The 21,842-nt window shown below is 42.6% G+C and carries 25 protein-coding genes; 1 reads left to right on the forward strand and 24 read right to left on the reverse strand.

Annotated elements, in window-relative coordinates:
* Positions 1-245: 245 nt before the first annotated feature.
* From NFR43_RS05505 to NFR43_RS05600, 20 genes are all read right to left on the reverse strand, one after another.
* Positions 246-1,379: a D-alanine--D-alanine ligase family protein gene (locus tag NFR43_RS05505; protein WP_251547255.1), complete on the reverse strand. Its 1,134-nt coding sequence runs from the start codon at positions 1,377-1,379 to the stop codon at positions 246-248.
* Between the two features lie 112 nt (positions 1,380-1,491).
* On the reverse strand, positions 1,492-2,451 hold the full coding sequence (locus NFR43_RS05510; RefSeq protein ID WP_251547257.1) for a DUF2785 domain-containing protein: 960 nt from the start codon (positions 2,449-2,451) through the stop codon (positions 1,492-1,494).
* Positions 2,452-2,570: 119 nt separating this feature from the next.
* Positions 2,571-2,864, reverse strand: a complete 294-nt coding sequence (locus tag NFR43_RS05515) for a glycine cleavage system protein H (protein WP_251547259.1) — start codon at positions 2,862-2,864, stop codon at positions 2,571-2,573.
* An 11-nt stretch (positions 2,865-2,875) separates the two neighbouring features.
* Positions 2,876-4,072 carry an FtsW/RodA/SpoVE family cell cycle protein gene (locus NFR43_RS05520; protein ID WP_251547261.1) on the reverse strand — a complete coding sequence of 399 codons (1,197 nt, stop codon included), beginning with the start codon at positions 4,070-4,072 and terminating at the stop codon, positions 2,876-2,878.
* A 34-nt stretch (positions 4,073-4,106) separates the two neighbouring features.
* On the reverse strand, positions 4,107-4,331 hold the full coding sequence (locus NFR43_RS05525) for a DUF2969 domain-containing protein (RefSeq protein WP_251547263.1): 225 nt from the start codon (positions 4,329-4,331) through the stop codon (positions 4,107-4,109).
* 10 nt (positions 4,332-4,341) lie between these two features.
* Complete coding sequence (gene yidD / locus NFR43_RS05530; protein WP_251547265.1) at positions 4,342-4,584, reverse strand: membrane protein insertion efficiency factor YidD; 243 nt, start codon at positions 4,582-4,584, stop codon at positions 4,342-4,344.
* Positions 4,584-5,609 carry a rod shape-determining protein gene (gene mreB / locus NFR43_RS05535; protein ID WP_251547267.1) on the reverse strand — a complete coding sequence of 342 codons (1,026 nt, stop codon included), beginning with the start codon at positions 5,607-5,609 and terminating at the stop codon, positions 4,584-4,586. The genes yidD and mreB overlap by 1 nt, the downstream gene beginning before the upstream one ends.
* A gap of 87 nt (positions 5,610-5,696) precedes the next feature.
* Positions 5,697-6,941 carry a hypothetical protein gene (locus NFR43_RS05540; RefSeq protein WP_251547269.1) on the reverse strand — a complete coding sequence of 415 codons (1,245 nt, stop codon included), beginning with the start codon at positions 6,939-6,941 and terminating at the stop codon, positions 5,697-5,699.
* Between the two features lie 15 nt (positions 6,942-6,956).
* On the reverse strand, positions 6,957-7,187 hold the full coding sequence (locus NFR43_RS05545) for a DUF1146 domain-containing protein (RefSeq protein ID WP_251547271.1): 231 nt from the start codon (positions 7,185-7,187) through the stop codon (positions 6,957-6,959).
* Between the two features lie 126 nt (positions 7,188-7,313).
* Complete coding sequence (locus tag NFR43_RS05550; RefSeq protein ID WP_251547273.1) at positions 7,314-7,739, reverse strand: F0F1 ATP synthase subunit epsilon; 426 nt, start codon at positions 7,737-7,739, stop codon at positions 7,314-7,316.
* Between the two features lie 11 nt (positions 7,740-7,750).
* The gene (gene atpD / locus NFR43_RS05555; protein ID WP_251547276.1) at positions 7,751-9,172 is read right to left on the reverse strand and encodes a F0F1 ATP synthase subunit beta; all 1,422 of its coding nucleotides are present in this window, start codon (positions 9,170-9,172) and stop codon (positions 7,751-7,753) included.
* Positions 9,173-9,194: 22 nt separating this feature from the next.
* Entirely contained in the window at positions 9,195-10,133 is a 939-nt protein-coding gene (locus tag NFR43_RS05560; RefSeq protein WP_251547278.1) for a F0F1 ATP synthase subunit gamma, read from the reverse strand.
* Between the two features lie 34 nt (positions 10,134-10,167).
* A complete protein-coding gene (gene atpA, locus NFR43_RS05565) occupies positions 10,168-11,733 on the reverse strand; it encodes a F0F1 ATP synthase subunit alpha (protein WP_251547281.1) in 1,566 nt (521 codons plus the stop codon).
* 31 nt (positions 11,734-11,764) lie between these two features.
* Complete coding sequence (gene atpH / locus NFR43_RS05570; protein ID WP_251547283.1) at positions 11,765-12,307, reverse strand: ATP synthase F1 subunit delta; 543 nt, start codon at positions 12,305-12,307, stop codon at positions 11,765-11,767.
* Positions 12,304-12,807: a F0F1 ATP synthase subunit B gene (atpF, locus tag NFR43_RS05575; RefSeq protein WP_251547285.1), complete on the reverse strand. Its 504-nt coding sequence runs from the start codon at positions 12,805-12,807 to the stop codon at positions 12,304-12,306. The genes atpH and atpF overlap by 4 nt, the downstream gene beginning before the upstream one ends.
* A gap of 45 nt (positions 12,808-12,852) precedes the next feature.
* Positions 12,853-13,065 carry a F0F1 ATP synthase subunit C gene (atpE, locus tag NFR43_RS05580; protein WP_251547287.1) on the reverse strand — a complete coding sequence of 71 codons (213 nt, stop codon included), beginning with the start codon at positions 13,063-13,065 and terminating at the stop codon, positions 12,853-12,855.
* 30 nt (positions 13,066-13,095) lie between these two features.
* On the reverse strand, positions 13,096-13,806 hold the full coding sequence (gene atpB, locus NFR43_RS05585; RefSeq protein ID WP_251547289.1) for a F0F1 ATP synthase subunit A: 711 nt from the start codon (positions 13,804-13,806) through the stop codon (positions 13,096-13,098).
* Positions 13,807-13,984: 178 nt separating this feature from the next.
* The gene (locus NFR43_RS05590) at positions 13,985-15,262 is read right to left on the reverse strand and encodes a solute carrier family 23 protein (protein ID WP_251547291.1); all 1,278 of its coding nucleotides are present in this window, start codon (positions 15,260-15,262) and stop codon (positions 13,985-13,987) included.
* Positions 15,263-15,424: 162 nt separating this feature from the next.
* Positions 15,425-16,189 carry a YibE/F family protein gene (locus NFR43_RS05595; RefSeq protein WP_251547293.1) on the reverse strand — a complete coding sequence of 255 codons (765 nt, stop codon included), beginning with the start codon at positions 16,187-16,189 and terminating at the stop codon, positions 15,425-15,427.
* A 5-nt stretch (positions 16,190-16,194) separates the two neighbouring features.
* Positions 16,195-17,304, reverse strand: a complete 1,110-nt coding sequence (locus NFR43_RS05600) for a YibE/F family protein (protein WP_251547295.1) — start codon at positions 17,302-17,304, stop codon at positions 16,195-16,197.
* Positions 17,305-17,462: 158 nt separating this feature from the next.
* Here NFR43_RS05600 and NFR43_RS05605 point away from each other — a divergent pair, with 158 nt between their 5' ends.
* On the forward strand, positions 17,463-18,113 hold the full coding sequence (locus NFR43_RS05605; protein WP_251547297.1) for a histidine phosphatase family protein: 651 nt from the start codon (positions 17,463-17,465) through the stop codon (positions 18,111-18,113).
* Positions 18,114-18,152: 39 nt separating this feature from the next.
* Here NFR43_RS05605 and upp read toward each other — a convergent pair whose 3' ends face one another.
* From upp to prfA, 4 genes are all read right to left on the reverse strand, one after another.
* Positions 18,153-18,788, reverse strand: coding sequence for a uracil phosphoribosyltransferase (gene upp / locus NFR43_RS05610; protein ID WP_251547299.1), 636 nt, complete (start codon positions 18,786-18,788; stop codon positions 18,153-18,155).
* 78 nt (positions 18,789-18,866) lie between these two features.
* Positions 18,867-19,901 carry an L-threonylcarbamoyladenylate synthase gene (locus NFR43_RS05615; protein ID WP_251547301.1) on the reverse strand — a complete coding sequence of 345 codons (1,035 nt, stop codon included), beginning with the start codon at positions 19,899-19,901 and terminating at the stop codon, positions 18,867-18,869.
* Positions 19,902-19,915: 14 nt separating this feature from the next.
* Positions 19,916-20,767 carry a peptide chain release factor N(5)-glutamine methyltransferase gene (prmC, locus tag NFR43_RS05620; RefSeq protein ID WP_251547303.1) on the reverse strand — a complete coding sequence of 284 codons (852 nt, stop codon included), beginning with the start codon at positions 20,765-20,767 and terminating at the stop codon, positions 19,916-19,918.
* On the reverse strand, positions 20,760-21,842 hold the full coding sequence (prfA, locus tag NFR43_RS05625; RefSeq protein WP_251547600.1) for a peptide chain release factor 1: 1,083 nt from the start codon (positions 21,840-21,842) through the stop codon (positions 20,760-20,762). Before prfA ends, prmC begins: the two co-directional genes overlap by 8 nt.

Raw genomic sequence — 21,842 nt, forward strand, 5'->3', positions numbered from 1 at the left:
GTAATCTGTAATCAGTAGATTTCATATAAATGCCATATTAGTCCCTGAAATAGTGAACCATTTAATTAACCATTTTTAATTTTATAACTTTACTTGCGATTTGTTAACCCTATTTTTGATATTTAATCTTTTAATATTAAAAAATCAAATGATAAGTGTTAGCGACCGACAATTATTAAAAATTAAGACTACGATTATATATAATGATAATCGTAGTCTTAATTTTTAATAATTTTAATCATCTGTTAATGATATTCTTTTTTCCCAACGTGTTCCTCACCTAACTCTTTAAATGAGTACTTAATCTTAGAACGCCGGTTAAACTCGTCAATCCCTAGTTGAATTAACTTGTCAATTAACTCGGAATATTGGATCCCAGAAACACTCCACATTTGTGGGTACAGACTAATGTTAGTAAATCCTGGCAACGTATTTGGTTCGCCCAGATATGGCACATCGTTTTCATCAACTAAGAAGTCAATCCGTGCTAAGCCTTTCATATCAAGTGCTTTATAAGCCTTCAGAGCCATGTTGGTGATTTCCTCAGTTAACTTCTCTGGCAAGATTACTGGTAAGTCAAACACCACTCCAGAGGCGTCAACAAACTTGTTTTCATAATCGTAAAAGGCGTCACCCTTTGGCACGCGGACCCCACCTAATTTGGAGGCAATTGGCTTTTCATTCCCCAAAATAGAAATCTCTACTTCCCGGGGGTTAACAATTGCTTGTTCAACCAAGACTTTATAATCGTAAACAAATGCATCCTTGAGCGCTGCGCGGTACTCTTCCTCATTCGTAACCTTATGAATTCCTACCGATGAACCTTGCTTAGCCGGTTTAACAAAGACAGTGGAGCCAAGTTCATTCACAATAGCGTCCCAAGTATACTGAGCTTGATTTTCAGGAGTTACCAAGACGTAAGGGGTGTTCCGAACCCCTGCTAAATCCAGAATCCGCTTAGTATAGTCCTTGTCAAATGAAAGTGCACTGGCCGTGATTCCAGAACCAACATACGGTTTTTTTAACAACCGGAATAGGCCTTGAACCGTGCCATCTTCACCCAAATTACCATGAATAACGGGGAAGAAAAAGTCAATTGGTCCAGCACTCTGCAACGCTGCTAATGGTGCTAACGGAGAATCTAAATCCATTTTGGCATAAGCTTCTTTGACCACTTGGTCTTCTGGCTCACCATCAAAAATGCGCTGAGAATCTTCATTGTTGAGCAAAATACCGTCTTTAGTGAACATAAAGACCTTAACATTGTATTTGTCTCTATTCATCCCATCATAAATATTGTGGGCGGAGCGCTTTGAAACATCATGCTCTGATGAATTGCCACCAAAGAGTAATGCCACGTTCAGCTTCTTTGCTGTCATAAAAAATACCACCTATTAATTTAATTAATTTCAACCGAGTACATTTCTGTACGTACACCGAAACATAAGTATAACATATTTCAATAAAACTTTGCTATGTCTTATGAAAGATTTAATGTAGTGTTACGGACTGACGGACCTTTTTGGGTAAATCACCATTTAAAAGCAAACTTTGTATTAAGTGGCGGTAATTAAAGAGCCCAAACCATTTTTCTTTAGCAAACAGATCAAAATCGTTAAATTGGTCCCGCCAATTGTTGATTTCTGCAATAAAGTAATTTTGATAAATCTCATGTTGGTTGAATAATTTCACCAAAAATTGGGCAATACTTTCATTTTCCCCCATTGCTAGTAAACCTTCTGATTGACGATAACTTTCCACGAGAGTCGTCATTAAGAAAATTTTATCACCCCGAACCAACTCTTCGTGTTCACATAGTTCAGAAAATAACCTTGCTAGGCGATCAAATAAATGGACCCAGCCAACCCCATTGACATAGGCACGCGTATCTTTTTCAAAAACCGCCATTAATGCCACAACATCAACCAATTGATTTAAGTCTTCGCGTGTCAGATAAAAATACCCAGAGCGATCTGCAACTAGGGTTAGAGTTAACAAAGCCAGGGCTTCTGAGCGACCAAACGCTGCTTGATTAGTTGGCTCATCAATATGGTCCAACAACACCTCGGGTTGACTAAAATAATGATAGAGTTGCTGTAATTGCTCATCGGAAATTAAATTGTTTTCGCAAGCAACTTGTAAACAGGAAGTTAACAGCTGCCGAAGCGTAAAATCATCTGAGGTATGTCCATCCATAATCATGTTTGCTAATTCATCCGTAAACGCCGGATGCTTTTGAGTATCCGCGCTGGTTACAAAATCGAAAATTTGGGCCCCTTGACGATTATCTAAATTATTAATGGTAACGGGAGTCGCCTTCTGACGATCATACTCCGGAAATGGGATCAACTGGTGAACTTGTTGAAAGGCTTCTAAATAAATTTCCCCGCGGGTAAGCTGTTGATGAAGAGTTTGTAATTGGTGATAAACAGGTATAAAATCTTGATTCACGATTTCCTCCCCTTTCCAAACTAAAGGCTCCAAAACAATGAAAATGGCCTCAAGCGATCGAATTAGACGAATGCTTGGGACCATTTTTATCTTGTTAGCCCGTTACTCTATTAACGAAATTAATGTGTTACTAATTCCAAAATCCAATCCTGGGATGTCAGATCCTGGCTATTCAAACCCGCTACTGCTTGATTAACCGCAATCACCTGACCGTCCACTGGTGCCTTGCTGGTACCAATCCACTTGGCGGCCTCGATACTAATACACGGCATTCCCGCCTGTAGCTGTGCGCCAACATCTGGAAGATCTAAAAAGTAAATTGGTCCTAACTTGTCTAATTCCTCTTGTGGTAATTTTAACATGATCTTCTGACCACTTTTAACTACTTTCCAGGGATTTTCAAATTGCACCATTGATTAATCCTCTAGTGAAACTCTTGGTTACTGCTGAACATATATGAATGATGGTGGTAGCGCATTGACATAATCATCCCGATCCCGATCAAGTTTCCGATCAAAGAAGATCCCCCGGAAGAGATAAACGGTAACGGAATCCCAGTCAACGGTAACAAACCAATATTCATCCCGATATTTTCAAAAACGTGGAACAGGATCATCATAATAACCCCCGTTGACACATAGGCATAAAATTCATTTTTAGTATCAAAAGTTACCCTGATCATCAGGTAAATGAGCAACAGGTAAATTAAAATTAATAAAATACTACCTAAGAACCCAAAGTTTTCACCAATTACCGAGAAAATCATATCTGATTCACGAACTGGGACATAAACGTGGGAATTGTTAAAACCAGTTCCCGTAATGCCCCCTGAACCGACGGCCTTAATACTTTGCCATAATTGATAACCCTGATTAGTAGTATCCTTGGAAGGATTTAACCAGGTATCAACCCGTTCAAATTGGTAAGCTTGGAAACCAATTTGCTCTAAAATATGACGACCGACAGTACTTGTCACCATCGCTAATGCACCACCACCAACAACTGCACCACCAATCGCAACAGGAGCAAGAATTCGCCAAGTAACCCCTGAAACCAGTAACATCCCAGCGAAAATGGCGACGAAGACCAACGAGGTCCCGAAGTCATTTTGGAATTTTAAGGAAACCAGAATCGGTAACAACCACAGTATCATAGTGCCGATCAAATTCCAGTCATTACGAACTGAATGGACACTATACTCACTATTGTGAGTAGTAATCACCCTTCCCATCATCAAAATGTAGGCTGGCTTCATAATTTCAGAAGGCTGAAAAGTAAAGGGACCAATTGCAAACCAACTTTTGGCACCCGTGCTGGCATAATACGAACGACTGTAGAAAATTAGGATGGCGTACATTAAGAAGATCCCAATCCAATAAATAATTGGTGCAATTTTCCATAGTTGTTCTGAATCAAATTGCATAATCACGATCACCAAAATCGTCCCAATCACGTACCACGCCAATTGAGTCACCACTTGGCGAACTACACTAACCTGTTGGGTATCATGCGTCCCGGCAACATAGATTGAAGCCAGACCGATTAACGCTAACAAGAGGACACAAAAAACAATGCCCCAGTCGATCCGTGACTCAACGTCTTCGCTTTGCGAACGCTGCATAAAGCGACAACTTCCTTTCTATCTGAATCACCAACTAATGTTGGTGCAAATGATATTGTTGAAGAATGATCTCCAGTCCTTCTTCTTGAGATTGAGCGTTAAACCGCTGGTTGCCATCGAACAGGGTTGCCTGAAAACGACTGTCAACTGCGATCACTTCGCCAATGAGACGTTTACCAATAAAAATTTGTTGGAGTGGTTGATTGTTTCTTTCGAGATCTTTGACATTAACCTCAATATTTTTTTCTTTCTTTGACACTTTTTCACCTTTACCTATTCAGATAACTTTTAAAAGTAAAGTGAAGAGGAACTGGGTCGAAGCCGCCCTTTGCAAACGGATGGCAGCGTAGTATTCTCGCAAACCCCAGTAAGGCCCCCTTCATTCCAAACCGTTGCAATGCTTGAACCATGTATTCCGAACATGTCGGTTCATACCGACACACCTTGAATGGTCGGCGAATTGATATATTGTGTTGATAACAACGAATCAGTTGAATTAATGTATCAACCATTATTTTCGCCGAGAAAACCAGCTGGTTTTCGCACCCTTTTCACTGGCATTCTTCTGCATTCTTTCAAGCATTTCTCCGGCACCTTTCGCAACGTTATCCAGTGGATCTTGAGAAACCACGACCGGAACCCTTAAGTTTTCGCTAAACAATTGGTCAATGCCATTCAATAATGAAGTACCACCAGTCAGTATAATTCCGCGATCGATAATATCGCTTGCTAGTTCAGGTGGGACAGTTTCCAAAACAGAAATTGCCGCTTTCACAATTTGTTGTAAAGTATCGTGAAGGGCCTCTTCAATTTCGTTTTCATCCGTTTCAATTTGACGTGGCATCCCGCTCGTAACATCGCGGCCACGAACATCCAGTTTCTTTGGATCGTCAACGGGTAAAGCAGTTCCTAACTTAATTTTGATTTGTTCAGCTGTATGTTCACCAATCACTAAACCATGCTTATCTTTAATGTAATTGGCAATATCAGCATTGAGCTTATCACCGGCCATTCGGATTGATTGACTGGTAACAATGTCTCCCAACGAAAGGACGGCGATGTCACAAGTTCCACCACCCATATCGATTACCATGTTACCGCTGGGTTTAAAAATATCTAAACCTGCCCCAATGGCCGCCACTTTGGGTTCGTATTCTAAGTAAACCTTGGCACCACCAGATTGTTCAGCCGCCTGAATAATCGCCTTGCGTTCGATTTCGGTAATATTAGTTGGTGCGCAAATCATGATATTAGGCTTTGACATGACCCCTTTTACACTCAGTTTACCAATGAAGTATGAAAGCATTTCTTGGGTAACGTCAAAATCTGAAATGACACCATTTTTCAGTGGGCGAATGGCGCGAATGTTACTTGGGGTTCGGCCAACCATCCGGTAAGCCTCAGAACCTACTGCTAACACCTTGTTGGTATTAGTATCAATCGCAACAACAGATGGTTCATTTAAGACAATCCCCTTGCCCTGAACATAAATGAGGACATTCGCTGTTCCAAGATCAATTCCGATATCTTTTGCCATAATTTTCTCCTTCGTCTTGAATAAATCGTTTGATATTATACCACAACCAGTTTACCAGTGCGTGACGATCTCTACCGTGCACAACACTCAGTCAAAACTCAATTGCATTTTTGCTCCTAATTCAATTAACCGATCAATCAAATGCATAAAACTCCCTCCAGCAACTTCAGCGGGATTAATGGTCGTCACCTGTTGGGCGACCAATGCATTCATCAATGCAAGTAAACCCATAACTGATGAGTTGGTGTTAATTTCCCGAGGAAAGTCCGTGACCGGTCCATCAATTGTTAATCGATCATCACCATAATTCAATTGTTGATGATGATCAGCGAAGACACAGCCCACCATGTTGAGTTGATTGGCCGTAAAACCATGAATGGTCGTTTGGCCTTGCGCGCTCATTTGTAGAGCAATAAGCCCCATCTTCACGTAATCATCAACTTGACTATAGAAATCTGTGGCAATGTCAATTGGTAACAATAGTTTGGTACCGATTACCCGGATTCCGTTATGCTGAACCACGACTGTGTTACCCATGGCCTCAAGGTGATGAATTAACGCTATCTGGTGTTCCTGACGAGCACCGCGAACCAAGATGTCACCAGCAGTCAATGCTGCCGAAATCATGTATATTCCTGCTTCTTCTTGATCATCTAAAGCATAATAATCTGTTGAGTGCAAAAAGGTAACGCCTTGAACCCGAATTGTGGAGGTTCCGGCGCCATGAACCCGTGCACCCATTTTATTAAGTACTTTGGCGAGCTCAACTACGGCCGGATCATGGGACGGATTTTGCAATACAGAAATTCCTTGTGCCATCGTTGTGGCCATCATCAATGCTAATGTGATGATCAAATCGGAGCCAGCTAAGTCCACTTGGGTGCCAGTTAATCTTTCAGCATTAATTTGGGCTCCCTCATTATCCAACTCAACAGTTGCACCGAATTGCTTAAAAAGCGTACAAAGTTGATTAATTTGCGTTTCGTATTCAGGATTAACGCCGTTATCAACCAACTGAACCCGATGGCATCGCGCCAAAATGGCTCCTGCGGCCAATAACAATTGACCACTAATTTTAGTTGTCTCAATCGTCGGCGTGGCATCCATTTTCAGAACCCGCATATGACGATCATAATTAATGACAACATTTAATGATTGTAAGAGCTGGTTCATCGCAATTACATTGGTAGTTGCGGGTACATTATCGATAATTACAGTTCCCTGAGTCGACAAGAGACTAGCAGCTTGAATTGCCATGATTGTCTGCTGATCACCGCTGAGCTCAACGTCACCAGTTAACGATTGATGCCCCTTCACTACTAACTTAGTCATACTATCCTCCTTAATCTAGCGAACCATGTTCATCATTCCACGTAACACCACAAAAAATTCTGCAAAAAACGTTCCACAAGCCCATCCAATGGCAATCGATAATAGAACGATCATCACCGGTAAACCACGCGGTGGGTGACGGAAAAAAGTATCAATGTGAAAAGATTGCAGTGCACGAAATGTAATAAAAATAAACATTAATTGGCAGATTAAGACGAATACTGATTGAGTTCCGTTGTATTGCATTTGTGCGCCTCCTAAACCGTTTCATCATAACATATGATTAACCTTCAATCTTGAATCTGCATCTAAGTTTAAGATTAAATTAAAGGTAAAAAAAGAAGCTGAGAAATAATTCTCAGCTTCTGTTGTTTAACGTTCATTGGAAACACGCAACCGATTAACCGCCCGTGCAAGGTGAACCTGCGCCCGAGATAATTCATCGGGGTCATTCACTTCCCGTGCATGCTTAATCGATTGTTCAGCACGTTCCTTAGCATTCTGTGCCCGTTGAACATCAATATTTGCTTGCAATTCAGCACTATCGGCAATTATTTCGGCATCCTTGCCGTTAAATTTTACATAACCACCATTAACGGCGACAAACGTATCATGGTCACCCGTATCAGCATGTAAAACTTTTAATTCACCGATCTTTAACGCAGCAATCAATGGAAGGTGATCAGCCATTAATCCTAATTCACCAGTTTGCGTGGTAACGATTAACATCGTACTCTCCGCATCATAAACGGTGCCATCAGGAGTGATAATGCTAACGTGGAAAGTTGCATCAGCCATGAGCATCCCTCCTAATCCTTAACTGCTGAGTCTTCTTGCATCTTCTTGGCCTTTGCCTTAACGTCGTCAATATTACCAACCAAACGGAAGGCTTCTTCAGGAAGGTCATCATACTTTCCTTCAAGAATTTCTTTAAAGTCCTTCACGGTTTCCTTCAAAGGAACATAAGCTCCTGGAGTCCCCGTAAATTGTTCAGCAACACTAAAGCTTTGTGATAAGAAGTTTTGAATCCGTCGTGCACGAGCAACAATTGTCTTTTCTTCGTCGGACAATTCATCCATCCCTAAGATTGAGATGATGTCTTGGAGTTCCCGATAACGTTGTAAGACGTGTTGAACTTGCGTGGCAACTTCGTAGTGTTCCTTACCAACAATTTCTGGAGTTAAAGCAGTTGAAGTTGAAGCCAATGGGTCAACCGCCGGGTAAATCCCAATTTGGGTCAACCGCCGTTCCAGGTTAGTCGTGGCATCCAAGTGAGCAAAAGTGGTTGCAGGAGCAGGGTCGGTGTAGTCATCGGCCGGAACATAAACCGCTTGAATTGAGGTAATGGACCCCTTCTTGGTTGATGTAATCCGTTCCTGCAACTGACCCATTTCAGTAGCCAACGTTGGTTGATAACCAACGGCTGATGGAATCCGCCCTAACAGGGCAGAAACTTCGGAACCAGCTTGGGTAAACCGGAAAATGTTGTCGATAAATAGCAACACATCTTGGCCCTTAACATCACGGAAGTATTCCGCAATTGTCAACCCAGTCAAGGCCACCCGCATCCGGGCACCAGGTGGTTCGTTCATTTGACCATAGACCATGGCCGTCTTATCAAGAACACCGGAACCCTTCATTTCGTAGTACATGTCGTTCCCTTCACGACTACGTTCACCAACACCGGTGAAAACGGAAATCCCATTGTGTCCTTGGGCAATATTATGAATTAATTCTTGAATTAAAACGGTTTTCCCAACTCCGGCACCACCAAACAGACCAATCTTACCCCCACGAACGTAAGGAGCTAACAAGTCAATAACCTTAATCCCAGTTTCAAGGATTTCGGTTTCATTGTTTAAATCATCATATTTTGGTGCATCCCTGTGAATTGGCATTCGTTGTGCATCAGGTCCAAATTCAGGACCTCCATCGATTGGTTCACCTAAGACGTTAAACACCCGTCCGAGAGTATCGTCACCCACTGGTACACTAATTGACGCACCTGTGTTTTCGACATCCATACCACGTGTCAGACCATCAGTACCGTCCATGGCAATTGTTCTAACAACTCCATCACCCAATTCCAGGGCAACTTCGACTGTTAAAGTTTTGTCATCAGCTTCCTGAATCTTCAAAGCAGTATTGATCTCTGGGAGTTTTTCGTCTGCGGGAAATTCAACATCGACAACTGGTCCAATTACTTGGACAACTTTACCAGTAGTACTCATGTATTTCCTCCCCATTTACGAATTATTCTTGTGCTGTCATCCCACCAGTGATTTCAGTGATTTCGGTGGTAATGGCAGCTTGACGTGCTCGATTATATTGCAACTGCAAAGTTGAAATAATATCATCAGCATTATCAGAAGCGGACTTCATGGCGTTAGCACTCGAAGCGTGTTCAGACGTTTTAGCATCTAAGATTGCTCCATAGACTAAGCTATTAGCATATTGGGGAACCAATGAGCTAATCATGTCAATCAATCCTGGCTCGAGTTCGTATTCAGACTCAATATCATTGGTAACTGCTTTCTTAACTCGCGCATCTTCATGTTCTTCTAATGATTTAACGGAAATTGGTAAGAATAACTCCGTTCGGTCATGCGAAACCATTCGATTAACAAAATGGCTGTATGAGATATAGAGTTGATCATAAACATGGTCTTCAAACATTTGAACGGCCTTCTTAACAATCCCCTCAACTTCACGATATGTGGGCACGTCACTCACACCCGTGTCTTCAAAGACAACGTTCATGCCTTGCTTTTTGAAAAATTCTGTACCAGTTTTCCCAATCGTCAAGAACACTGTGTTGTCTTTGTTGAGGCCATTCTTTTTCATCATATCCAACGTAGATTTAATGACATTACTATTGTAACTGCCAACTAAACCACGATCTGATGTCATTACTAAAATACCGACCTTTTTTACCGGGCGTTCATCAAATAGCGAGCCAATATCCGCCGCTATTTTTTCTGTACTTTCCTTGTTTTTGAGAGTGGCAATATGAGATTTGACCAGGCTTGCCAAAATTGCCTTAACCTCATCCGCATAAACTTGATAGGTCTTGGTATGGTTTTGAACTTGGTTCAACTTTGCCGTAGAAACCATCTGCATCGCCGTTGTAATCTGCCGCGTGCTCCGCGTTGATTCCAACCGCCGTTTAACTGCAGCTAATGATGCTGGCACTAAATCTCACCATCCTTTCTTCAAACGTCAGTATTTAGTTTTCAGCCTCTTCTGTTGCATCTGCTTCATCATCTGCTGATGCTTGCTTCTTTTGGTCACTTGTTTCAAAAGTATCTTTGAAAGTACTAATTGCTTTGTCTAAATCGTCACCTTCTGGTAACTTCCCAGTAGACTTAATTTGATCATACAAATCTTGGTGGTTAGCACGCATGTAAGCCGCTAATTCACTTTCGAAACGTAAAATATCGTCAACAGGAAGGCTATCTAAGTAACCGTGTCCTAAAGCATACAAAGTAACCACTTGTTGTTCTACCGGTTGTGGTTGGTGTAAGCCTTGCTTTAACACTTCAACCGTCCGTTCACCACGAGCTAACTTGGCTTGGGTAGCGGCATCCAGGTCAGAACCGAATTGAGCAAACGAAGCCAATTCATTGTAAGAAGCAATATCCAAACGAAGTGTCCCAGAAACCTTCTTCATGGCCTTTACCTGAGCGTCACCACCAACCCGGGAAACGGAAGTCCCGGCATCAATGGCTGGCCGTTGACCAGCATAGAATGAGTCAGAATCCAAGAAAATTTGTCCATCAGTAATGGAAATAACGTTCGTTGGAATATAAGCAGAAACGTCACCCGCTTGGGTCTGAATGATTGGTAAGGCAGTCATGGAACCGCCACCCAAGTCATCAGACAGCCGTGCAGCACGTTCAAGCAACCGTGAGTGAGTATAGAAAATATCACCAGGGTAGGCTTCACGGCCAGGCGGCCGCCGCAAAATCAAGGACAATTCACGGTAAGCATCCGCTTGCTTGGAAAGATCATCATAAATGATCAAGACATCCTTGCCATTGTACATAAACTCTTCACCCATTGCGGCACCAGCATATGGTGCAATGTAAAGCAATGGAGCAGGGTTCGATGCGGAAGCAGACACAACAATTGTGTAATCTAGCGCACCATAACGACGAAGGGTTTCAACAGCAGAACGAACCGTTGATTCCTTTTGACCAATTGCGACATAAATACAAATCATGTCTTGGTCTTTTTGGTTAATAATTGTGTCAATCGCAATTGATGTCTTACCAGTTTTCCGGTCACCAATGATCAATTCACGTTGGCCCCGACCAATTGGTACCAAGGCATCAATAACTTTAATCCCGGTTTGGAGCGGTTCAGAAACACTCTTCCGTTCCATAACGTCCGGCGCTTTTCTTTCAATTGGACGTGACTTGTCAGTTTTAATATCACCAAGCCCGTCAATTGGGCGACCTAAGGGATCTACAACCCGGCCAAGCAAGGCATCACCAACAGGAACTTCCATGATTCGACCAGTTCGCTTCACTGTATCTCCTTCACGAATTCCTGTGTAATCACCTAAAACAACGATACCAACGTTGTTTGCTTCGAGGTTTTGGGCCATCCCATAGACGCCATTATCAAATTCGAGCAACTCACCAGCCATGGCATTTTCCAAGCCATCAGCCCGAGCAACACCATCACCTACGTAGGTTACAGTTCCAGTTTCTTCAACAGAAATCGAATCTTGGTAGTTGGCAAGTTGCTTTTTGATGAGTGAACTGATTTCCTCAGTTTTAATGCTCATACAAATCTCACCTCTTCAAGTACAAAACAACCTAATTCATCAGTAAACGACGCATTTGATCTAATTTGGTCTTTAAACTGCCATCTAATGTTTGACTGCCGACCTTCACAATCAATCCACCAATAATTTCAGGATCCACCGTCAAGTTCAAGTCAACATCATTGGCCCCCAAACGTTGGGCCAAGGCATTTGACAATTTAGTACGCCTATTTTCATCCAGTTGCACGGCAGAGACGACATCAGCATGAACCCGTTTGTGTGCTTGGTCATACTGTGTTTCAAACTCATCAATGATTGCAACCATTTCGTCCATCCGGCCATAGTCAAAGACCATCTGGATCAAATTGGAGACTAGCTGAGAGCTATCCTTTTTCAATTCGTTCACCAGGTCTTCTTTTTGGCTTTGACTTAAATTGGTTCCACTGAGGGCACGTTGTAACCCCGCGTTCTGTTTAAAAACAGTCCGCAGTGCAACGAGTTCTTGGTAAGTTTGTTCTAGTTGGTCGTCAGTATTTGCGAGGGCAAATAAGGCCTTCGCATACCGTTTGGCAACCGTCTTCTTATCAAGACTCATTTTTTACTCAACCCTTCAATATATGAATCAATTAACTCTTGTTGATCGTCAGCATTTAACTGCTTATGGATCAACTTAGCAGCAATCTCAAGAGATAGGTTTGCAACGTCATCTTTTGCGCCTTTCAGTGCCTCTTGACGTGCTTGTTCAGCGTCACGTTGTGCTTGTTCTTGAATTGACTGAGCGTTTTGGTGAGCTTCATCAACAATTTGGTCTCGTAAATGTTCACCATTCTTGCGCGCATCATCAACAATTTGGGTGGCTTCTTGCTTGGAACCATTTAATTCGGCTTGACGCTGTGCAGCGAGTTTAGCGGCCTCCTTACGATCCTTTGAAGCACTATCAATGTCATCTGCAATTTTGTTAGCACGCTTTTCCATCATTTGAGTAACTGGTTTCCAAGCAAAGTGCCATACCAAAAGTGCCAAAATAATAAATGAAATTAGGTAGAATAGCATATCACCCATGTACAAACTATTTGATTCAGCAAGAACTAGCATTCATGACACCTCCTTTCCTATTCTTTAAATCATTTTGAATGGTTACTACTTGTTCATCACCAAGAAAGCAACAACGATCGCCAGAATTGGAACCCCTTCGATCAAACCAACACCAATGAACATCGTCGTCCGTAATTGACTAGCGATTTGTGGTTGGCGAGCCATTGAATCAATAGTGTGAGAAATAACTAAACCATTTCCGTAACCAGTAGCGAGCGCTGCACAAGCGGCAGCGATACCAGCAGCAATTGCACCCATTTTGGAGTACCTCCTTATAATCCTATATATCTAATCCCCAGAAACCTTCCGAGAAATATAAACCGTAGTTAATGTTACAAAGACATAAGCTTGGATTGAACCAATAAACACTGAGAATCCTTGCCAAATCATTTCAACTGGCAGACTAGCAATGATTGTTGGCCATCCGTGCGAGAAAGCCATTTGACCGAGCAGTCCAAGCAGCAGTTCACCCGCATAAATGTTCCCGAAAATCCGCAAACCAAGAGTTAAGAAATTACTTACTTCTTCAATTAGATTAATTGGCAACATAATTGCACTTGGTGAAACAAAGCCTGCAAAATATCCTTTAACTCCCTTATTAATTAAACCTGCAAAATGAGATAGCACAATGACCATCAGTGAGAAGGTTAAGGTAATTACCGGATCGGCTGTCGGACTTTTAACCAGTTCGTGGCCGTTCCAACCAACTTGCAGGATCAACCCCAATTGGTTGGCAACAAAAATGAAAATAAACAAAATGAAAATAAAGTAGCTATACATGCCACCAATGTCGCGGTCCATTTGGCCACGGACGATTCCATTTGTAAATTCAATTAACCACTCTAAGACGTTTTGCCCACCTTTTGGTTTCATTTGAATATGTCGAGACAATCCAAATAAAAGAAAGAACACAATTGCACAAACTACTAGGCCTGAGATCATGTTAGTGATATTAAACGTCAAACCAAACAGGTTAAAAGTATAAGCATCACCGCCCATTTATATTCCACCTCTTTTCCTCATAACATAAAAATAAGGTCTGTAAGCTGGGCAACCCATGATGATCACTCAAATTACAGGCATTAATATAGCATCTTTTTTTGGAAATTTCAACGGCCTTTAAAGCGGTTTCGGCGTTGTTATATCAAGAAAAACGCACTTTTTAAACGTTTATAATCTAATTTTCATTTTGCCGTTCGCTCGCCGCCTCTTGGGGCAGGATTAAATTCAAAGCAATGCCCAAGACTGCGGCTACCGCTAAGCCTGAGAACTGGTATTGGCCAAGCTTTAAGTAGGCATTCCCGATTCCGATTACCAAGATTGCTGAGGCAATCATCAAGTTTCGTTTCTTATTGAAATCAATCTGGTCATCAATCATCACTCGCAGACCACTAGAAGCAATTGTTCCAAATAATAGGAATGAAATTCCCCCAATCACTGGCGAAGGAATCGTCTCAATCAACGCGCTTAATTTACCAACAAAACTAAAGAAAACAGCGAATAACGCAGCACCAGTGATCACATAAACACTATGGACTTTAGTGATTGCTAAGACACCAATATTTTCACCATAACTGGTTACTGGCGGGCCACCAACGAATCCGGCAATAATGGAAGCTGTCCCATCCCCCGCAAGCGTATGATTGAGGCCCGGATTCTTGAAGTAGTTGCGTTCAGTCAATTCATTCAGGACCATGATATGTCCCATATGTTCAGTCATTGTCACAAAGGCAATTGGTGCCATGCTTAGAATTGCTCCCCAATAGAATTGGGGGCTGTAGTTCAAAAATGGAATCTGAAATTGGGGTAAGCTAAACCAATGGGCACTCATAACCGGCCTAAAGTCTACAATGCCAAACAAAACGGCAACTCCATAGCCAAAGACAATTCCCATTAGGATTGGGATCAGTCCTAAAAAGCCTTTGAAGTACATATTAAAGGCAACAGTCAGCAACATTGTAATCATCGCCACCGCAAAAAATCTTAAATCATAATGGCCATTGTTGATTGTTGCATCCTTGGCAGCTGTACCAGCTAAAGAAAGACCAATCACCACAATTACCGGCCCAACAACAATTGGTGGTAGAATCCGATCAATCCATGCAGAACCAAAGAAGCTTACGATTAACGAAACAATTAAATAAACACACCCGACGGCAATCGTGCCTTGGGCAATTCCAGGATAACCAGTGGTTTTCATTAATGCCATCATCGGCACAACAAATGAAAAACTTGACCCCATGTATGCCGGAATTTTATGCTTGGTAATCAAAAGATAGATTAGCGTTCCAACCCCTGAACTAAATAACGCAATTCCTGGGTTCAGTCCCACTAAAATCGGCACCAACACGGTTGAGCCAAACATTGAAAACATGTGTTGTAATGATAAGCCAACCCATTGTGCTGGTTTTGGACGCTCATCGACATCGAGCACTACATCACGTCTTTTTGCCATTATGCTAGTCTCCCTTCAAAAAAATCCCTGGAACCACAAAGGTCCCAGGGATTACGCAAAATTTGCCTAGCATCGGCTAGCAATGATATTTTAACGCACCTTTGGGGCCTCTCTGGACCCAATTAAAGGTTTCTTTCAATTGCTTGTATCATACTGACTTTATCAGCGGTTGTCAACACCATTTTGATAATTCCAAATTACAAATTCAGTGGTCAAAGGCACAGTCACAATCACGCCAATAAAGGAGATTAACACGGTCACTACTTCCGCAACCAAAATTTTGTTATTAATAATAGTTGCCAAGGAGTAGTTAAGTCCGACAAACCAAATAAGCAGTGCCATCAAGTTACCTAAAAACCCCATCAATAGCGTATTGAGGGTTGTACTAATAATCTGTTGACCAATTTCACGACCGCTTTGCCGAAGCTCTGCTGAAGCAATTATGGAATCACTTTGGTGAGTAATTTCACTGACCCCACTAGCGATGGCAATTGCCGCTTCCGCTACTGCCCCAAGACAACTTAGAATGGTGGTCATGACCCCTAATTTAACATAATTAATTCCAATTAAAATCGACATTCCTTCCAGCTCACTACTATTTTCGGTACTAAAGCCGGTCGCTTGAACGAAATGTTCCATCACCTGAGTGACTACAATGATCAGCACCATTACAACTACCGCTGCCTCAAACGCACTCAGACTAATTTGTAAATCTTCAGTTCCTATAAAGATCGTTGTTGCTAAAATTAATAATCCCATAATCACCGTCACAATTAGTGGTTCAGCATGGAGAGCAACGAGGACCAAACTAATATAAAAATAAATAAAATTCAGGAGAAGACCCAAAAAGGATAGCCACCCCTGCTTACCACCAATGATGATCATGAGCACCAGCAAGACTAGCCCTAATCCGGTAATTGTTCCCACTTTGATCACTTCCTCGCTAGATAATACCCTGCAATCGCACTAATAATTGGCACAGTCATGACAATACCAATCCCGGACACCAGGCTCTGGGCAACTCCTAAGCTCATCGCCATCCGAAATATGTATCCCCACGAATTACCATTCCGCAACATCAAAACTGCGTTAGTAAGGGTTGAAAAAAGAAAAATCATTAGTAGAACATTTGCCAGGGGCCCCATCACCGTTTTGCCAACGTCGCGACCTGCCAAGAAAAGTGTGTGCCATTTGACATGCGGACGCAGATCTTTGATAGCAAATTGCGTTGCCAGGATATCACTAGCTTCGTCCATCACGGCTCCTAAACAACCAATGATGACTTCGCAGATGTAAAGGAGCCGATAATTTTGGGTCACGTATTGCATAGCTTCGTAATAGAGTCCCTTCTCCCCCGTAAGAGTGCTGACTAACAGAAAAATGAATACCGCAATGCCAACCCCAACAGTCGTCGCCAAAAGTGAAGCCCAGGTTTGGCGTCCCCACCCGAACGTTATTAACAACGTCATCAAGGCCATTAAAAAGGCGACGCTTGCAAAGATAACCACCATTTCCTGAGCTTGAGTCTGTAAATCAACCTTAATGGCGACGAAGAATAATCCAATATTAAGGATTGCGGTAAAAAACGCATTTAAACCTTTCCTGCCCAGCAAGCCGATCAATAATAGCAACACGACCAGGCAAAGGGCGACTACCGCAGAATCACGTTTTAATCCAGTAACGTTCCCTGTCAGACGTTGGCTTTTACCAGTAATTTGTGACAATAAAACGTGTTGACCAACACGGTAGCGTTGATCCATCCCGCCTGACTTCGTATAGGTATTGACCGCCGCAATTGTTTTACCACGGTAACGGCCATTCAACACCTTGATCCGGAGGCGCTGTTTAAATTGATAATCAACATTATTAAACTGATCCGTTGCTTTTTCACGGTTCACAACGGCCGCATGTTCAATCCGGCCAACCGGTTGTTGGTATAACTGCTGATTATTAAAAATAAGGGCAACGAGGCTGACGCCAATCATCAGTAACAACAGTGTCATCCGCTTAGACAGTTGCCACCAGTTTCTCAATTTCCACATTTTCAGATCTTCTTTCGCTTAATCATCACCATTGTACCCGATTTTTCAAAAGGCATTCTCATTTCAAAAGATCTTTACACAATCACAACCATTCGTGTTTTGCACTGAAATGTTTTAAAATAGCTTGTAACAGAATCTTGAATGAAGGAATGAAATGAATGGAAAAGTACCATCTATACGTTGTTCGACACGGCCGAACCTTCTTAAACAATTTCCATCGCCTCCAAGGGTGGATCGACTCCGAATTAACTGAATTAGGCCAGCAGCAAGCAATTGCCACTGGCCAGGGTCTCCGTCAAATCCCGTTTAAACTAGTAGTTTCATCAGACCTCCACCGGGCTGTCGAAACTCGTGACCTGATTGTCCAACAGCTAAACCAACAGCCGGCCAAAATTAGTACAGATAAAGCGTTTCGCGAGGTCTTTTTTTCCTCCTTTGAGGGGCTACCCGCAGACGAGGTTTTTCAAAAAATTTGCCAGCGTTATGGTTTTACTAGCCAGGACGATATCATTGCAAAAAAAGGCTTTGCAGAAGTGCGCAGGATCATGCAAGACGAGGATTTAACCCACCAAGCAGAACTCTACCCCGAGATTATCAACCGGTTCCGAACTGGTCTTTACCATATTACCCAAGCTGTTCCGCAGGGTGGCAATGTGTTGATTATTTCCCATGGGGCCTTTATTCGAACCATTGCTGATTTTTTGGGGACCAATATCATTAACAACTTCCCTAGTAACGCCGGAGTGACAGAGCTGGCCATGACGGTCCCAGGTGATGTTCGAATGATTGAATATAACCGGCAATTTTAAATAAAAAAGATTCAAGTTTTTCAACTTGAATCTTTTTTATTACTTAGTACCAAACAGGCGGTCACCGGCATCACCCAAGCCTGGCACAATGTAACCATCTTCATTTAAGTGATCATCCAAACCACAAGTGTAAAGGTCAACATCTGGGAATTTCTCCCGAACAGCTTTAACCCCTTCTGGAGCAGCAACTAAACAAGCAAACTTAATGTTCTTTTCAGCACAACCACGTTTCTTGAGAGCTTCGATCGCCATGATCGCGGAACCACCAGTTGCCAACATCGGATCAACCACAAATAGTTGTCGCTCTGTAATATCATTTGGCAACTTAACGAAGTATTCATGAGGTTTCAAAGTTTCTTCATCACGGTACATCCCAATAAAGCCAATTTTAGCTGCGGGAATTAGCTCGGTCATTCCATCAACCATTCCTAGCCCCGCACGGAGAATTGGTACAATTGCGACTTTCTTCCCTGCCAGTTCCTTTTTCGTAGTCTTGGCAATTGGTGTTTCGATTTCGACATCCTTTAATGGCATCGAACGGGAAACTTCATATGCCATCAAAGTGGCTAATTCCTTAACGGTTTCCCGAAAGGCTTTGGTACCAACATTTTTGTCGCGGATCATTGTTAATTTATGTTGAATTAATGGATGGTCTAAAACTTCAAACTTTCCCATGGTTAATACACTCCTTTATGTTTCTCAACCATTGTACCAAAAACTAGACCATTTGTTAGACCTTCGGACCATTTTATCTTATTTTTCTCTGGAAAGCGCGTCGATAAAATGAGCCCCACCCGCCGATTTATTCAAACGATTCATGTAGGCTAAGCCAAGTCCACTGGTAGGAAAAGCTTGGGTTACGATCGCTTTCACATTCTGTTCGTCATCAAAATGGCGTAATCCATCAAAAAGCCGTGCACTGGCATCATTAATACCGTTACCAAGGGAGAATGGTTCGGCATTACTTGGTAATTGAAGCCCCGTTAAAATATTTTGCTCCGCCATTACCCCGACTGGAAAGGCCTGTTGCTGAAGCCATCGCATAACAGCGGACCAGTCATCATCAGGATCAACAATGTAGACCTGGGCATTTGGCGCATAGTGTTTGTACTTCATTCCTGGTGCCTTTGGAGTTTCGTTTTTGCCAACGTGATGATGATTCAAATCAATTGAGCCAACGACACTTTCAATGTCGGCTTTAGTAACTGCACCTGGCCGCAAAATCACTGGTTGATTAGTTGACATATCAAGAACCGTGGATTCAACACCCACTTGAGTCGGCCCATCATCCAAAATGCCAAAAATTTTTCCTTTTAAGTCGTGGTAAACATGTTGAGCGGTCGTCGGACTGGGCTTCCCAGAAGTATTTGCTGATGGTCCCACCATTGGCACCCCGGCTTCTTTAATCAGCTCCAAAGTTGGCACCGAATTGGGAAAACGAAACGCCACTGTTGAAAGCCCACCAGTCACGGTCTTAGAAAGGGCCCCGGGGTTAATTTTCAAAATAATCGTTAAAGATCCCGGCCAAAATTGTGCCATCAGTTGACGTGCTTTATCTGGAATTTCAGCCGCATACTGTTCAACCATTGCCACGGACGCAACGTGAACAATTAGAGGATTATCGCTTGGGCGTCCCTTAGCCTGATAAACCCTCTTAACCGCTGTTTCATTAGTTGCATCGGCTCCTAATCCATAAACCGTTTCTGTTGGAAACGCCACTAACTCTCCTGCTCTAAGGGCGGCAGCAGCCTCTTGAATTTGATCTTTTTGAAAAATTTTAGTTTCCATGCTCTTCACCTTGATTATTTATCAAAATTCCATGCTTTAATCATCCGCATCCGGTCAGCCAAATCATGTTTGGTTTGAATCGTTGCCGTTGGTTGCAATCGGTAAAATAGGCGTTGAATCGATTCTTCTTGATCATAGCCCGTCTCCCCAAATAATACACCATCAGGATTTAAATGCGCATCAATTTCGTGAAAAAGACGATGGTAAAATCCAAGCCCGTTTTCCGAAGCAAACAGCGCCAACGGTGGTTCGTACTTAACCACCGCCGGATCTATCACATCTAATGCATTTGGTGATACATAAGGTGGGTTGGTCACAATTAAATCAAACCGTTCACCCGTTAATTCAGCAAAAAGGTCACTTGTTACTTGCCGGAGGTTGGTTCCATGCAATCGTTGATTAGCAGTAGCCACACGCAAAGCACTTGCCGAAATGTCACTTAAAGTGACCTGCCAGCGAGGGCGTTCTAAAGCCAACGTAATCCCGATCACTCCACTACCGGTCCCCAAATCCAACACTTTTAGGGGCTTTTTCTCTGGCATCTCAGCCAACACCCACTCGATTAAATCCTCAGTCTCAACTTCTGGAATGAGCACGTCACTGTTTACAACAAAAGTTCGGCCAAAAAATGGGGCCTTTCCCACAACATACTGGGTGGGCTCATCTTTGGCAATCCGAAGAATCGCTGCTTGATAACGTTGTTTTTCGTCATCAGACATTATTTCCCGATTATGCATCAACAGGTCAGCATCACTCCACCCATGGATCATCATCAAAACAAAACGTGGCGCATTGGGATCCCGATTAAGCTTTTTTAAAAAAGAAGAAGCCCATCGCTGGGCTTGAAAGTATGTCCAATTACTCATTCCGTAATTGCTCCAATTTCTTAGTTTGGTCTGCGATAATTAAGGCTTCGATGATTTCATCCAAATCACCATCCATAATCTTATCAAGCTTATTCAAAGTCAAACCAATCCGGTGGTCAGTCACCCGGTTTTGGGGGTAGTTGTAGGTACGGATCCGTTCAGACCGATCACCCGTACCGATGGCATCTTTCCGCTTTTGGTCGTACGCACTCTGTTCTTTTTGTTGGTAGTAATCGTAGACCCGGGCCTTCAAAATCCGCATCGCCTTCGCACGGTTTTGCTGTTGTGAACGTTCATCTTGCATGGCCACAACAATTCCTGTTGGCAAGTGTGTCATTCGCACGGCAGAAGACGTCTTGTTGATGTGTTGTCCACCAGCACCAGATGAACGGTAAACGTCCACCCGAATGTCCTTAGGATCCAAATCAATTTCGACATCTTCAGCCTCAGGCATCACGCCAACGGTCGCCGTCGAGGTGTGGACCCGACCTGCCGATTCAGTGACTGGCACCCGTTGAACACGGTGCGCTCCATTTTCAAACTTTAATTTGGAGTACACCTTATCACCAGTAATCATGAGCACGATTTCTTTAAAACCACCAACCTCGGTTTCAGTTTTGTCAACCACTTCAACGTTCCAGCCTTGGTTTTCAGCATAGTGCAAATACATATTGTAGAGGTCACCAGCAAATAAGCTGGCTTCGTCACCACCAGCAGCCCCACGAATTTCCATGATAATGTTTTTATCATCATTAGGGTCTTTGGGAATCAAAAGGACCTCTAACTCTTGAGCCAGTTTCTCCTGTTCGTCCTTTGAAGAAGCTAGTTCTTCCTTGGTCATTTCGATGAGTTCATCATCCTTGGTATCCCGCAGAAGGTCCTCATCATCCTTGATGGTTTGGGTTACTTTTTGGTATTGGTGATACTTCTCGACGGTTTCACGGAGACTTCCTTCTTCTTTGGAAAGCTTCATGAACCTTTGACTGTCAGCAATGACTTCTGGATCACTGATCAATTCATTTAATTCATCATAGCGGTCAGCAACCGCTTGTAATTTATCAAAGATTTCTTCCAT

Origin of the sequence: Limosilactobacillus caecicola (assembly GCF_943192935.1) — a bacterium.
Classification (GTDB): domain Bacteria; phylum Bacillota; class Bacilli; order Lactobacillales; family Lactobacillaceae; genus Limosilactobacillus; species Limosilactobacillus caecicola.

Excerpts from the sequence above, each read along its gene's own strand:
- atpB (WP_251547289.1), bottom strand. The coding sequence starts at position 13,806 with ATGGGCGGTGATGCTTATACTTTTAACCTGTTTGGTTTGACGTTTAAT.
- mreB (WP_251547267.1), bottom strand. The coding sequence starts at position 5,609 with ATGGCAAAAGATATCGGAATTGATCTTGGAACAGCGAATGTCCTCATT.
- NFR43_RS05520 (WP_251547261.1), bottom strand. The coding sequence starts at position 4,072 with ATGCAGCGTTCGCAAAGCGAAGACGTTGAGTCACGGATCGACTGGGGC.
- NFR43_RS05615 (WP_251547301.1), bottom strand. The coding sequence starts at position 19,901 with ATGGAAACTAAAATTTTTCAAAAAGATCAAATTCAAGAGGCTGCTGCC.
- NFR43_RS05540 (WP_251547269.1), bottom strand. The coding sequence starts at position 6,941 with ATGACTAAGTTAGTAGTGAAGGGGCATCAATCGTTAACTGGTGACGTT.
- NFR43_RS05545 (WP_251547271.1), bottom strand. The coding sequence starts at position 7,187 with ATGCAATACAACGGAACTCAATCAGTATTCGTCTTAATCTGCCAATTA.
- NFR43_RS05590 (WP_251547291.1), bottom strand. The coding sequence starts at position 15,262 with ATGGCAAAAAGACGTGATGTAGTGCTCGATGTCGATGAGCGTCCAAAA.
- NFR43_RS05505 (WP_251547255.1), bottom strand. The coding sequence starts at position 1,379 with ATGACAGCAAAGAAGCTGAACGTGGCATTACTCTTTGGTGGCAATTCA.
- NFR43_RS05515 (WP_251547259.1), bottom strand. The coding sequence starts at position 2,864 with ATGGTGCAATTTGAAAATCCCTGGAAAGTAGTTAAAAGTGGTCAGAAG.
- prfA (WP_251547600.1), bottom strand. The coding sequence starts at position 21,842 with ATGGAAGAAATCTTTGATAAATTACAAGCGGTTGCTGACCGCTATGAT.
- upp (WP_251547299.1), bottom strand. The coding sequence starts at position 18,788 with ATGGGAAAGTTTGAAGTTTTAGACCATCCATTAATTCAACATAAATTA.
- atpF (WP_251547285.1), bottom strand. The coding sequence starts at position 12,807 with ATGCTAGTTCTTGCTGAATCAAATAGTTTGTACATGGGTGATATGCTA.
- prmC (WP_251547303.1), bottom strand. The coding sequence starts at position 20,767 with ATGAGTAATTGGACATACTTTCAAGCCCAGCGATGGGCTTCTTCTTTT.
- NFR43_RS05600 (WP_251547295.1), bottom strand. The coding sequence starts at position 17,304 with ATGTGGAAATTGAGAAACTGGTGGCAACTGTCTAAGCGGATGACACTG.
- atpH (WP_251547283.1), bottom strand. The coding sequence starts at position 12,307 with ATGAGTCTTGATAAGAAGACGGTTGCCAAACGGTATGCGAAGGCCTTA.
- atpD (WP_251547276.1), bottom strand. The coding sequence starts at position 9,172 with ATGAGTACTACTGGTAAAGTTGTCCAAGTAATTGGACCAGTTGTCGAT.
- atpA (WP_251547281.1), bottom strand. The coding sequence starts at position 11,733 with ATGAGCATTAAAACTGAGGAAATCAGTTCACTCATCAAAAAGCAACTT.
- yidD (WP_251547265.1), bottom strand. The coding sequence starts at position 4,584 with ATGGTTGATACATTAATTCAACTGATTCGTTGTTATCAACACAATATA.
- NFR43_RS05605 (WP_251547297.1), top strand. The coding sequence starts at position 17,463 with ATGGAAAAGTACCATCTATACGTTGTTCGACACGGCCGAACCTTCTTA.
- NFR43_RS05550 (WP_251547273.1), bottom strand. The coding sequence starts at position 7,739 with ATGGCTGATGCAACTTTCCACGTTAGCATTATCACTCCTGATGGCACC.
- atpE (WP_251547287.1), bottom strand. The coding sequence starts at position 13,065 with ATGGGTGCAATTGCTGCTGGTATCGCTGCCGCTTGTGCAGCGCTCGCT.